Below are 12,287 nucleotides of genomic sequence, written 5' to 3' on the forward strand. Positions count from 1 at the left end.
TTTCCAGCGAAGTGGGGTCAGTGGGTCGTCGGCGGGGTCATGAAGACATAGGGGCGCGCCTCCATCAGCCGCCAGGCGCCGCCCTTCTTCTGCGCGAGCAGGGCCACGTGCAATTCCATCGCGCGGCCGCCGCCGGCGCTCGAGCCGGTGACTTCATGGGTGGCGTCGATGAAGACGGCATCGCCAAGCTGGCGCACCGCTTCGACGGTGAAGCGGCTGTGCGAACCCTTGAGGATCGCCGCCATGTCGGCGGCCAGGACCTTCAGCACGCCGGCCCTGCCCGTGCCGCGCAGCCCCATCGGGCTGATGACGGTGGCGTCCTCGGTGAACAGCTTTGCCGCTTCCGCCGCGTCGCCGCGATCCATGCACGCCGCGACCTCGTCCATCAGCGGCTGGATCTCGTCGGCGAGCTTGCGGCTCATCGGGTTCATCGCGGCATGCGGGTGCGATGGATGTTGCTGCGTTGCCATGGGAAATTCCTCCAATCCACGGACCGTCCCGATCCGGGCGACGGAGCATAGACCCATCCAAATCGCGAGCCGTGCACGTCTGCGCGAGCAAGAGAGGGCGCCGTCAGCAGACGCGCTGGCCCTCGCGCCAGACGCTGCGCACGACCGGCACGCCCTCGCCGGCCCGCACGCGGACGAGATCGGCCCGCAGGCCCGGCCGGATCGCGCCCCGATCGGCTAGGCCCACTGCCTCGGCCGGCGCGCGCGTGACCAGCCGCACCGCTTCCGGCAGCCCGATCGACGGCACCAGCTCCGGCAGGGCGAACACCGCGATCATCAGGCTGAACGGCACGTAGTCCGACGAGAGAATGTCGAGTTGCCCGGCCTCGGCCAGCACGGCGGCCGAGACATTGCCGGAATGCGAGCCGCCACGAACGAGGTTGGGCGCGCCCATCAGAACGCGGATATCCGCGGCGCGCGACGCGGCGGCGGCCTCCATCGTGGTCGGGAACTCGGCGATCGAGACGCCATCCGACGCCGCCTCGTCGACATGGGCCGCCGTCGCGTCGTCATGGCTCGCCACCGCGATGCCGCGCGGGTGGCAGAGATCGACGATCTCGCGGCGATGGCGGGCGGAAAACTGATCCGCCTGGGCGATGCGCTTGGCGGCGAACGCCTCATAGGCGGCGTCCGACATGCCCATCTTGCCCTGGTAGAAGGCGCGATAGCTGTCGAGGCTGGCAAACTGGCGCTGGCCGGGAGAGTGATCCATCAGCGAAACCAGCTTGACCGGCAGCACGTCGAGAAAGCCGGCGAGCCCGTCGAGCACGTCCGGCGCGGAGACCTCGCAGCGCAGGTGGAGCCTGTGGTCGGCGCGCAGCCGGTCCTCGCGCTTGGCCGTCTCGATCGCGTCAGCGAGCCTCTGCATTTCGGAGGTCGAGGTGCGGGCATCCTCATCCATGCCGACGCGCAGCGCATCGAACACGGTGGTGATACCGGCGCCGGCCACCTGCGCGTCATGCGCCTGCACGGCGGCGACCGGGTCCCAGCGAACGCCGGGGCGCGGCGCATAGTGGCTTTCGAGATGGTCGGTGTGTAGCTCGACGAAGCCCGGCACCAGGAAATCGCCATGGAGATCCTCGCCATGGCGCGAGGCGCCATGATCGAAATCGGCGATCCGCCCGTCGCGGACGAGCAGGCTGCCCTCGACAATCTCGTCCTCGAGCACGATCCGGGCATGGGAGAAGATCTGTTCGGCCATCACTCGGCTCCCGCCAGCATGGCGACGTGATGGACGCGGAACGGGGCGCCCCGCTCCGGCTCGATGAACAGGCCGAGCCGGTCGATCGCGAACGGTTTGCCGTCGAACTCCGCGAAACGCTGCTTCAACTCGGTCGCCATGGCCTCGGCATCGTCCTTCGGCACGCGCCCCGTCAGGGACATATGGAAACGGAACGCGTCGAAGACATAGGGATAGCCCCAGCGGATCAGATTGGTCTCCTCATCCAGCGTCAGCCCGGCGACGCGGCGGCGCGCGATATCGGCCTCCGAAAGCGGCGCGCGGAAGGGCTCGAATTCGGCCACGATCCGGCCGGCGAGATCGTCCAGCTCCGGCACCCGCTCGTTCGGCACCAGGGCGAAGAAGCGGCCAAGGCGCCGGATGACGAGTTCCGGAACGAGGACGGCGGCGGTCTGGCCCGCGAACGCCTCGAGGGTCGCGACCAGGTCCGCTTCACTCTGCCCTTCGGCCAGGGTGAAGGGCGCCTTCAGCGTCGCGTGGAAACCATAGCGCGCCGGATCCGCCAGATAGGCCTCGATCGTGCCGCCGGAAAAACCCTGGATCGGCGGCAGGGGGTGATCCTCGCCCGTGAACGCATCGCGTCCGAGCCAGCGGGCGGCGGTCATCGCGAGGGGATGGTCGGCGGGCGGCGTGGCGTAGATGGCGTATCGCAAGGAGAATCTCGACAGTTAGCGTCCGAATCGCGGACGAACAGTGTAACCCGAGGCGCATGGCGGAACGGAGACATTGAGCCGGCGCATGACGGATCGAGAAAAGCACGCGCCGGGCCGCGTTGCTGAAACTTGGAGCGTTGTATTTCACGGTTCCACAACGATATCCGTCTATAAGAACAGCCTGCAGTCGAACGATCGAATGAGGATCCCTATGAGCCTGTCCAAATCCGCCCTCGGCCTCGCGCTGGCACTCCTGGCCGCACCGATGCTGCTTTCGGCATCGCCCGCCTCGGCCACCAGTGCCAACGACTTCTCCACGAGCGGCATCGATTCCGGGCCGATCCCGGACTGGAAGGTGTTCGGCTTCGATCTCTCCAGCGTGCCGAACGACACCGCGTCGCTCGCCGCCTTCAAGGCTTCGCTGTCGCCGCAGATGCAACTGGCGATCTCCAACCGCTGCCGCTACAACATCGCGATCAACCCGTTCCAGTATTCGCCCAAGGTCCGCGATTTCTGCTGGGCGCGCTGACCGCCTCTTTTTCGCGATCTGACGGACGTGGGTGGCGCGAGCGCCGCCCGCGTCAGCCGTGCTGAACCACCAGGCGATCGATCTGGGTGAGGAATTCCGTTCGCGCCACCGGCTCGCGCAGGCCGCGCGGGCCATAGACATGGCGCGCCAGGAAATGGCCGGTCAGCCGGAAGGCGTCGCGCAGTTCCTGCGGACCACCATTGCTCGGGCCGCCGGTCATGAAGGGCGCGAGCCGCAACAGCCGGTCCTCATAGCCGATCGCCCCGGTGCGGCTGACGGCTCGGCCGGTCTTCGGCGAGACATAATGCAGTTCGTCGCGCCCGCCCGTCGCGGCGCAGACCGACAGGTCGAGGCCGTAGCCAAGCTCTTCGAGCAGCGCCAGCTCGAACCGGGCGATGAACGCCCCGAAATCCAGCAATTCCGGACGATCCGCTGCCGCGAAGGCATCGAGCGCCGCCTCGACCGCGCCATGCAGCGCGGGATGCGGCTCGCGCTCGGCCAGCAGGCGGAGATGGCCGGTCAAGGTCTGCAGGGCGAAGATCGTGCCGGGATCGGTCATCAGCCGCCCTGCCCGGCTCACCAGCGGCTCGACCGTAAAGATGCCCAGATGGTCGTCAAGCCGCGCCCGCCAGACGACCTGCACGGTGTTGCCGGGCTGGAGCACGGGGGAAAGACGACGCGACCGGCCGCCGCGCACGAGACCCAGATGCCTTCCGCGCGCAGCCGTCATCAGTTCGAGAACGACGCTCGCCTCGCCCTGTTGCCGGACGCCGAGTACCAGGCCCTGATCGGTCCATTCCATGCGCGCATTCTAGAGCCTTTCACCGTTTCCCTGAAACGGCGCAACGCTCTATCTCACTGCGGGGTCGCGTTTTCTCCACGCGAACCGGTACCCACTTCGCTCGAAAACGCTTTCGGGAGTGCCGGCGGCCAAAGCCACGTCCCGCGACGCGATCGTCAATCCGGCAGCGCCGGAATCCAGACAACAAAAAAGCCCGGCTGATTGCTCAGCCGGGCCTTCGATAACTGACCTTAGGTCAGATTACCAGGAGCGCTTCAGGAAGAGGTTGAAGGTCCATGCGTCGCCGTCGACCACGTCAATGCCGTTGGTCTGATCGTCAACCTTGACGTTCGTGTAGAACACGTCGCCAACCAGGTCGAGACCCTTGACCGGGGTGTAGGCGGTGGTGAAGCCAACGCGCCATGCATCGACGTTCGCATCGTACTGACCGACGCTACCAATGCCGAGACCGGTACGGGTGTAGTCGGTGCCGTCAAAGTTGGCGTAACCGCCCGAGAGCGACGACCAGAGCTGCGGGGTCCAAACGTGCTTGTACGAAGCCAGGGCCGACCAGCTGGTGCCCGGCAGGACAGCAACCGCGTTGTTCAGGTACGGGCCGACGAAGCCAGCAACCGACGTACCGCCGGAGATGCCGGTGTAGGAGTTGGCGTTGTCGCCATAGGCAGCCGAGATGAAGAAGCGATCGCCAGCCGAGAAGCTGTCGAGAGCGATCTCGAGACCGCCGCCGATTGCCCAGCCCGAGTCACCCTCGAACGTGTCGTTGTTATAGTTGTACGACACCGACTGGTTCGTGTAGGCAGCAGCGACCTTGGCGCTGAAGATACCCGAAGCGTAGGTGATCGCGCCGACGACGTCCGGAACGTTGTCCTGATTGACTTCCGAGTAGGGGATCGGATTGCCAGCGTCATAGAGGAAGCCGTTGGCGAGCGTGCCACGATCACGGCCGTCTTCAACCGACAGAGCCAGACCGAAGCCGTTGACGGCATAGGTCAGCTGGATGTGGTCGACGGTCGAGTCCGAACCGAACATGCCGGTGTCGTTGTAGCCGCGGCCGAAGTCGAACAGCGAGGTGAAGTAACCAGCCTTGAGCGGTCCGAGCTCGAGGTAGGCGCTGTCGACGTAAGCGGAGTTCGTCGAAGCGTTGATGTAGTCGGACAGCGTCTCGTCCGAGCCCGACGAGTTGCCGGTCTTGGCGCGCATGTCGATGAAGCCGGTCAGGTTACCGTATTCGGTGACCGACGAAGCCGTCGCCTGGATCGAAACTTCCGTGTAGAAGTTGCCCCAGTTGCTGTCCGGATAGGCGCCGTTGAAGGTGCCCAGATCGGAATTGTTGCCGAACGAGGTACCGAACTTGACGTAGCCGCCGATCTTGATGCACGTGTCCGTGCCCGGCGAGTAGAAGAAGCCGGCGCCGAAAGCGTCGCAGACCTTCACGTAGTCAACCGGCTCGGCGACCGTGAGATCCGCCGCCTGAGCGCCACCAGCCATCAGCATGGCTGCTGCAGAGCCGAGGAGAAGGGTCTTAAAGTTCATATCCTGACCTCCAAAAAGGTAAAACCAGGAGACTATGTCATTCTTCTCGTCGCCTCAGAGTAGACCCCGCAGGATCACCCCTTCTCTTCAGCTCGTACGAAGTCAGTCCTAATCCCCGTTCAGCTGCATCCGCTTTTTATTGACCCCCACCCCAGGGTGGCCGGCAGATGCAACCGGAATCTCATCTCGTGATTCCGTAAAACTGATCATAGCGAAAGCGCGTTCACGCGCTATGACAGAAATGCAACACCAAGCCCCTTCCGTACTGCGTCCGCCGTTAACCTCCGGCTAAGAACGATTAACGGCCGTTAACCTTATAACTACCGGGCATTTCTTGAAAAATCCCGGTTTCGCCCGCGCCGCAGGCTAACGCTTGATCCCGCCCCGCGCGGCGCTAATGTCCCTCCCCTCATTCCAACCACAGGGAAGACCGTCCGCCATGACCGCTCTCGACCAACATGCGATTCTCGAGCGGCTGCGCTCCGTCGAAGGCCCGGATGGCAAGGGCGACATCGTCAGCCTCGGCCTGGTCTCCGATATCCTGATCAACGGGGGCAAGGTGATGTTCTCGATCACCGTCGACGCGGCGCGCGCCAACGAGCTGGAGCCGCTGCGCGAAAAGGCGGCCGCCGCCGTGCGGGCGATGGACGGCGTCGAGAGCACGCTGGTGATCCTGACGGCCGAGCGCCGGGGCAACACCCTCGAGACCCGCAGCCCGCCGCCGCGCCCCGCGCCCACGGCCTCGTCGCCGGCCGCGCATCCGCCGCGCCCGGCCGCCGCCCGGCCGTCGGCCTCGGGCAAGCCCGGCATTCCGGGCGTCACCGCGATCATCGCCGTCGCCTCGGGCAAGGGCGGCGTCGGCAAGTCGACCACCGCCGTCAACATCGCGCTCGGGCTTGCCGCCAACGGGCTGAAAGTCGGCCTGCTCGACGCCGATATCTATGGACCGTCGGTGCCGCGCCTGCTCGGGCTTTCCGGCCGGCCGGAGACGATCGACGGGCGCACGCTGAAGCCGATGGAGGCGTTCGGCATCAAGGCGATGTCGATGGGCTTCCTTGTCGAGGAAGAGACGCCGATGATCTGGCGCGGGCCGATGGTGATGTCGGCGATCACGCAGATGCTGCGCGAGGTCGCCTGGGCACCGCTCGACATTCTCGTGGTCGACATGCCGCCCGGCACGGGCGACGCGCAATTGACCATGGCGCAGCAGGTGCCGCTCGCCGGCGCGGTCATCGTCTCGACGCCGCAGGATCTTGCTTTGATCGATGCGCGCAAGGGTCTCGCCATGTTCCGCAAGGTGGACGTGCCGCTGCTCGGCATCGTCGAGAACATGAGCTATTTCATCGCGCCCGATACCGGCGCCCGCTACGACATCTTCGGCCATGGCGGCGCCAAGCGCGAGGCGGAGCGGCTCGACGTGCCGTTCCTGGGGGAAGTGCCGCTGGAAATGGTCATCCGCGAGACCTCGGACAGCGGCAAGCCGATCACGGCGAGCCAGCCCGACAGCCCGCATGCCCGCGTCTACAAGGAGATTGCCGCCAAGATCTGGGCAGCGGTATCCGGCGGCGCCGGCGCAAGGCAGGCCCCAAACATCGTGATCGAGTGAACACGCCGATGACCCTTCACCTCTCCCGGCGGGAGAGGTGAAGGGTGGCGGATCGTCTCGCCGTGCTCTCCAGCAAAAACGCCGCCTGGACCGCTCCGGGCGGCTTCTGATTCGGATTTACGCCGACGGTGAAGCGCTTGCGGATGGGCTTGCGGCTCTCGGCTTCGTCGAGGATCGCCACCGCCGTATCGGTCCAGGGCTCCAGGCGCGAGGCGGAAGGCGAGCGCTGATTCAGGGCTTGAGCAGGCGCTTCAGCGCGGCGTGCTGGATCAGCAGGATCGTCTTGGCGTCACAGATGCGGCCGTCATCGATCATCGCCAGCGCCTCGGCGAAGGGAAGCTCCAGCACCTCGATGTCCTCGCCCTCATTCTCGTGGCCGCCGCCATCGCCGGTGCGGTCGCGCGGCGAGTAGCGGGCGACGAAGAGGTGCAACTGCTCGACGACGCTGCCGGGCGACATGAACGGAATCATCACGCGCACCGGTGCCTCGAGCGTGACGCCAAGCTCCTCCTCGGCCTCCTTCTTGATGCAGGTGAAGGGATCGTCGGCGTCGAGCAGGCCGGCGCAGACCTCGACCAGCGGCTCGTGATGGCCGCGCACCCAGGCCGGATAGCGGAACTGGCGGATCAGCAGCACGGTGCCGCGATCGGGATCATAGGGCAGCACGGCGGCGCCATCGCCGCGATCATAGGTCTCGCGCGTCTGGGTCTGCCAGCTTCCGTCCGAGCGGCGATAGTCGAAGATGTTCTTGTAGAGCCTGCCCCAGCTATCCGAGAGCAGGATGCGCTCGCGCTCGCGAACCCGGTCATTCCAATCCGTCATGCGATTTCCTTGCCGTCCGTCCCAGCCAAACGAAGCCGTTGCGCCATGGCGCCTGGCTTCCGCGTCGACCCTAGTTCAGCACGAAACGCCTTATCAAAGCTGAAATCGCCGGCGCCCGCGCCTCTGCTTGATCGCGTTGTCTTCGCGCGAAGCCGGTGCCCGGTTCGCTCGAAAACGCTAGGGCGAGATCGCCATCTGGTCCAACAGCCAGGTGCGGAACAGGCGGACCTTGCGGATGCGTGCCTTCGCCTCCGTCGTCACGAACCAATAGGCGAGATCGGTCATCGCCTCCTGCGAGAAAGGCCGGATCAGCCGGCCGGCGGCCAGCGCGTCGGCGACCACCATCTGCCAGGCCAGCATCACCCCCTGCCCCGCCAGGGCCGCCTCCAGCGCCAGCACCGGATCGGTATAGGACGGCCCCGTCAACTTGACCGGCGCCGATCCCGTAGCCAGGAACCAGGCATCCCAATCCACCAGCGCACCCTCGTCGGCGATCACGGGGACGTCGGCCAGGTCGGCGGGCCGGCGCAGCCTGTCGCGCCATTGCGGCGCGCAGACCGGGAAGAAGGGCTGCGCCGTCAGCGGTTCGGCCACCACGCCCGGCCAGGCGCCCCGCCCGAGCCGTATCGCGCAATCGACGTCGCTGCGCGCGAGATCGATGACATCGGTCGTCGCCACGAAGCGGATCTCGATCTCGGGGTGGGCGCGGGTGAAATGGCCCAGCCGCTGCACCAGCCAGCGCGCCGCGAAGGTCGGGGCCGTGGTGATCGTCAGCATACCGCGCTGGTCGCCATCGATGATCGCGAGCGCCTCGGCAAGCGAGCGGAAACCTGCCTGCAGCGGCGGCAGGGCGGCTTCCAGCGCCGGCGTCGCGACCAGACCTCGCGGCGTGCGCTCGAAAAGATGAACGCCGAGTCGCGCCTCGGCGCGCTTAATATGCTGGCTGACAGCGCCGGGCGTGACGCCCAGTTCCGCCGCGGCGGTGGCAAGGGTTCCCGAACGGGCGACGATTTCTATAGCCCTGAGCGCGTTGAGCGGGACTTTGAAAGCTTCGGTCATATAGTTTTTCTAAAGTGTGACCGAGATCATGTCGATGGTGCCGCGAAGGATTTAGGACCATCTTGCCTCAGCGTCAGCCGAGGAGATCGATGATGACGATCCATGGACTCTTTCGCACCCTTATCGAATGGGCGGTCGCGCCGGAGCCCGTCGCCCACAATGCGAACGCAGTTTGGGATTTGACTGTCCGCGAGTTGGCCGATCTGCCGATCGGTCCGGAGGCGGTCGAGGCCCCGCAGGCGTTTCAACCGCAACCAGACAGTCGCTGTGCGTAATGCAGCGGCTGGGAGAGGAGTAGAGAATGCCCAGACAGCAAGCGACCCTCGCGACCCAGACCGGCCCGCGCGAGGAAAATCTGCAGAGCCACTACAAGGCTCTGAACCCGTGCCTGGCGGCCGCCGTGCTGCATGCGCGGCCTTCCGAGAAGAAGCTGCCGCAGACGACGATGGCGCTTTCGGGAGAGGATCGCGACCAGCAACTGGAATAGCCGCGCTGCCTGACCGGCAAACGGCCCTCCCCTCCCGTGGGAGACGAGGGCGCGCCCGATGACGTGGTCACCATTTTTAACCTCTCCCTGAGGGAGAGGTGAAGAGCGGGTCATCACCAGTCTGTGCTAACCGCGATCGAGCCAGGCCACCTGCTCCGGCGTCAAGTGGATGTCGAGCGCGGAAAGGCTGTCTTCCAGTTCCGCCAGCGTGCGCGGTCCGATCAGCGGCACCACCGGGAAGGGCTGCGCCAGCACATAGGCGAGCGCGATGTGGATCGGCTCGCGGCCGAGCTTCCCGGCAAGCTCGATCGCGCGGTCGCGGCGCTCGAAGTTCTTCTCCGAATACCAGACGCGGACGATTTCCTCGTCGTCGCGCTTGTCGCGACCGGCGCGGTCGGTGAAGAAGCCACGCCCCTGGCTCGACCAGGCGAAGTTCGGGATCTGGCGCTGGGTAAGCCAGGCTTTCCATTCGTCATCCGAGGCCGCGACGCAGCCGGCCCAGATCGGGTCGAGCATCTCGGCGAGCGAGAAATTGTTGGAAAGCGCGCCGGGCTTCTGCTTGCCAGTCTTTTCGGCATAGGCGATCGCCGCGTCCATGCGCTCGCGCGTCCAGTTGGAGCCGCCGAACGGACCGCGAATGCGGCCGGCCTTCACCTCCGCATCCATCGCGTCGACGAATTCCGAGACCGGCACGTCCGGGTTGTCGCGATGCATGAAATAGATGTCGACATGGTCGGTCTGCAGCCGGTCGAGCGATTCCGTCAGTTGCTTGCCGATCACGTCGGGATAGACGAGCGGCGAATGCGCGCCCTTGCCGATGACGACCGATTCCTTGCGGACGCCCCGGCTGGTCAGCCAGTCGCCCAGGATCTTCTCGGTCTTGCCGCCGGCATAGATGTAGGCGGTGTCGAACAGATTGCCGCCGGCCTCGTGGAAGGCGTCGAGCAGCACCGAGGCGCTGGCGAAATCCGGGAAGAATTCGAAACCAAGCGCCGCGACCGAGGTCGGCTGGCTGACGCCCGCCAAATGGCGCTTGGGGATCGACTTCGGGCCGCGCGAAAGCTTGGCGCCCTTGATCGTGGTGGTCTTGTGCGACGCCTTCTCGATGTCGAAGACGAGGCCGACCGAGGCGCGCCACTTGTCGAGCGTGCGCAGGTTACCGAGCGTATCGGCCCAGCTCATGCCGGGAGAATCCAGCTGCTGCTTGCCGGCGCGGATCGCCTCGCCAGCCGCATCGACCTCGAACGAATAGAGCCAGCCCGGCTCGACGACCTCGACAACCTCGACACTGGCGTCCGGCCGGACGATGCGGATCGTGCCGGTGCCGCCTTCCTTGCCGGAGGCGAACCAGAAATCGGAAACCTCGATGCGGCCCTTGGTGCCGAGGATGCGCAGCACATTGTCCTGCGCCACCGACACGCTGCAGGAGACCTCGGCGAGGATGTCATTCGGGAAGGTCAGGATCGCCGCCGCCCATTCGTCGACGCCGGACTTTCCAAGATGGGCCGAACCCTGGACCTGGACCGGGTCGAGGAACGGCTTGCCGGACGCCGCCCCGGCGATCAGACGGGTCATCGACACCGGATAGCAGCCGACATCGAGAATGCCGCCGCCGGCGAGATCGTTGGCATAGAGGCGATGGTCGGGATCGAATTTCGGCATGGCGAAGCCGAAGCTCGACTTGATGGCGCGGACTTCGCCAATGGCGCCGCCGGCGACGAGATCATAGAGCCGCTTCGTCTGCGGATGCAGGCGGTACATGAAGGCCTCGGCGGCGAAGGTACCGGCCTTCTTGTGCGCGTGAAAGATCGCCTCCGCCTCGTAGGCGGTCAGGCCGAGCGGCTTCTCGACCAGCACATGCTTGCCGGCTTCGGCGGCCTTGATCGCCCATTCGGCATGGCCGGGATGCGGCGTCGCGATATAGACGGCATCGACCTCGGCATCGTCGAGCAGCGCCTGATAGCCATCATGGATGCGGGCGCCGGGAAAGTCGTCGGCAAGGCCCGGCCTGGCGGGATTGCGGCTGCCGATCGCCACCAGCTGGCCGGTCTGCGAATGCGTCAGGCCATCGCGAAACGCCTTGGCGATGCTGCCGGGTCCGATGATGCCCCAGCGAACGGGGGTACGGCTTGGCGAAGCTTGGCTCGTGGCCATGGGGGATTCCTTCTTCCTGCGAAGTCTGCTGTCAGCGAAAAGCGGAAAATCAGCGCGAGGCGACAGGCCGCTCGCGCGGTGCGCGGGAAGGGAATTCGAGTCTTTGGGTCATCCAGTCCTCCCGGCGGGACGCGCCGGTCCGCCCGGTCGATCGGAGCGGCCTCCCCCGCTTTTCCCCAATCCCCGAACGGCCGGAATTCACGGCCCTCACCGGCATGATTAGTTCGGGACTCGGCAATTCTGTCAATCCGCCGCCGAGCCCCATGCCCCGCTTTCAGGCACCAGGCCATTGCCCGTGAAAGGCGAAGTCCGAGACCGCCAGCCGCTCGCGCCCGCCCAATTCGCGCAGCCGGTCGCGCTCGGGCAGCATGTCCGGATCGCCGGGAAATCCGATGCCGATACCCGTGCAGGGCTCGAAACCTTCCGGGACATTGGCGGCGGCGATCACCTTGTCGCTGTCGAAGCCGCCGAACGGATGCACGGCGAGTCCATTGGCGGTCGCCTGGAGCAGCAGATAGCCGAGCGCAATGCCGGTATCGTGCCGGTTGTGCCAGAGCGAGCGGCCGCTGTCGGAGTGAAGTTTCGCGACCGCATAGGCGAGCACCGAGACACTGCGGACCCAGGGCTGGTTGCCCTCGGCCGCGCAATCGACCAGCGCATCGAAGAACGGCTCGCCGCGAAAGGCATAGACGAAGCGCCAGGGCTGCGTGTTGCTGGAGGACGGCGCCCAGCGGGCGGCCTCGAACAACGGCTTCAGATCGGCCTCGGTCAGCGTCTTCTCGGGATCGAAGGCACGTGGGCTCCAGCGCTCGGCAATCACGGGCAGGATCGGCACGGCGGTATCGGCAGGCTTCCGCATTCTCAGGCTCTCCATGGCGGCGCCTCATCCCGAA

The 12,287-nt window shown here is 66.0% G+C and carries 14 protein-coding genes; 4 read left to right on the forward strand and 10 right to left on the reverse strand.

What is annotated here, in order from left to right; genetic code table 11:
* Positions 1-17 precede the first annotated feature (17 nt).
* The 3 genes from OSH10_RS13355 to OSH10_RS13365 form a co-directional block, all read right to left on the reverse strand.
* Positions 18-470, reverse strand: a complete 453-nt coding sequence (locus OSH10_RS13355; protein WP_266332263.1) for an SgcJ/EcaC family oxidoreductase — start codon at positions 468-470, stop codon at positions 18-20.
* Positions 471-573: 103 nt separating this feature from the next.
* Positions 574-1,710: an alpha-D-ribose 1-methylphosphonate 5-triphosphate diphosphatase gene (locus OSH10_RS13360; RefSeq protein ID WP_266332264.1), complete on the reverse strand. Its 1,137-nt coding sequence runs from the start codon at positions 1,708-1,710 to the stop codon at positions 574-576.
* Complete coding sequence (locus tag OSH10_RS13365) at positions 1,710-2,402, reverse strand: DUF1045 domain-containing protein (RefSeq protein ID WP_266332266.1); 693 nt, start codon at positions 2,400-2,402, stop codon at positions 1,710-1,712. The genes OSH10_RS13360 and OSH10_RS13365 overlap by 1 nt, the downstream gene beginning before the upstream one ends.
* Before the next feature lie 211 nt (positions 2,403-2,613).
* Between OSH10_RS13365 and OSH10_RS13370 the strand changes: the two genes are divergently transcribed.
* Positions 2,614-2,931 carry a hypothetical protein gene (locus OSH10_RS13370; RefSeq protein ID WP_266332267.1) on the forward strand — a complete coding sequence of 106 codons (318 nt, stop codon included), beginning with the start codon at positions 2,614-2,616 and terminating at the stop codon, positions 2,929-2,931.
* A 52-nt stretch (positions 2,932-2,983) separates the two neighbouring features.
* On the opposite strand, the gene recO is transcribed toward OSH10_RS13370, so the two are convergent.
* Both recO and OSH10_RS13380 read right to left on the reverse strand, forming a co-directional pair.
* Positions 2,984-3,733, reverse strand: a complete 750-nt coding sequence (gene recO, locus OSH10_RS13375; RefSeq protein ID WP_266332268.1) for a DNA repair protein RecO — start codon at positions 3,731-3,733, stop codon at positions 2,984-2,986.
* Positions 3,734-3,973: 240 nt separating this feature from the next.
* Positions 3,974-5,266: a porin gene (locus OSH10_RS13380; protein WP_266332269.1), complete on the reverse strand. Its 1,293-nt coding sequence runs from the start codon at positions 5,264-5,266 to the stop codon at positions 3,974-3,976.
* 439 nt (positions 5,267-5,705) lie between these two features.
* Between OSH10_RS13380 and OSH10_RS13385 the strand changes: the two genes are divergently transcribed.
* Positions 5,706-6,872, forward strand: a complete 1,167-nt coding sequence (locus tag OSH10_RS13385) for an Mrp/NBP35 family ATP-binding protein (RefSeq protein WP_266332270.1) — start codon at positions 5,706-5,708, stop codon at positions 6,870-6,872.
* A 16-nt stretch (positions 6,873-6,888) separates the two neighbouring features.
* Here OSH10_RS13385 and OSH10_RS13390 read toward each other — a convergent pair whose 3' ends face one another.
* The 3 genes from OSH10_RS13390 to OSH10_RS13400 all read right to left on the reverse strand — a co-directional run bounded on the left by OSH10_RS13390 (position 6,889) and on the right by OSH10_RS13400 (position 8,753).
* On the reverse strand, positions 6,889-7,053 hold the full coding sequence (locus tag OSH10_RS13390; protein WP_266332271.1) for a hypothetical protein: 165 nt from the start codon (positions 7,051-7,053) through the stop codon (positions 6,889-6,891).
* A 50-nt stretch (positions 7,054-7,103) separates the two neighbouring features.
* Positions 7,104-7,694: an NUDIX domain-containing protein gene (locus tag OSH10_RS13395; protein WP_266332272.1), complete on the reverse strand. Its 591-nt coding sequence runs from the start codon at positions 7,692-7,694 to the stop codon at positions 7,104-7,106.
* Positions 7,695-7,871: 177 nt separating this feature from the next.
* Complete coding sequence (locus OSH10_RS13400) at positions 7,872-8,753, reverse strand: LysR substrate-binding domain-containing protein (RefSeq protein WP_266332273.1); 882 nt, start codon at positions 8,751-8,753, stop codon at positions 7,872-7,874.
* Between the two features lie 89 nt (positions 8,754-8,842).
* Between OSH10_RS13400 and OSH10_RS13405 the strand changes: the two genes are divergently transcribed.
* Both OSH10_RS13405 and OSH10_RS13410 read left to right on the forward strand, forming a co-directional pair.
* On the forward strand, positions 8,843-9,028 hold the full coding sequence (locus tag OSH10_RS13405; protein WP_266332274.1) for a hypothetical protein: 186 nt from the start codon (positions 8,843-8,845) through the stop codon (positions 9,026-9,028).
* Positions 9,029-9,054: 26 nt separating this feature from the next.
* Positions 9,055-9,240 carry a hypothetical protein gene (locus tag OSH10_RS13410; protein ID WP_266332276.1) on the forward strand — a complete coding sequence of 62 codons (186 nt, stop codon included), beginning with the start codon at positions 9,055-9,057 and terminating at the stop codon, positions 9,238-9,240.
* A 126-nt stretch (positions 9,241-9,366) separates the two neighbouring features.
* On the opposite strand, the gene OSH10_RS13415 is transcribed toward OSH10_RS13410, so the two are convergent.
* Together OSH10_RS13415 and OSH10_RS13420 are read right to left on the reverse strand one after the other, a co-directional pair.
* Positions 9,367-11,394, reverse strand: coding sequence for an aldo/keto reductase (locus OSH10_RS13415; protein ID WP_266332278.1), 2,028 nt, complete (start codon positions 11,392-11,394; stop codon positions 9,367-9,369).
* 274 nt (positions 11,395-11,668) lie between these two features.
* Positions 11,669-12,253: a nitroreductase family protein gene (locus OSH10_RS13420; protein ID WP_266332280.1), complete on the reverse strand. Its 585-nt coding sequence runs from the start codon at positions 12,251-12,253 to the stop codon at positions 11,669-11,671.
* Positions 12,254-12,287 lie beyond the last annotated feature (34 nt).

The organism is Kaistia defluvii (assembly GCF_026343955.1).
Lineage (GTDB): Bacteria > Pseudomonadota > Alphaproteobacteria > Rhizobiales > Kaistiaceae > Kaistia > Kaistia defluvii.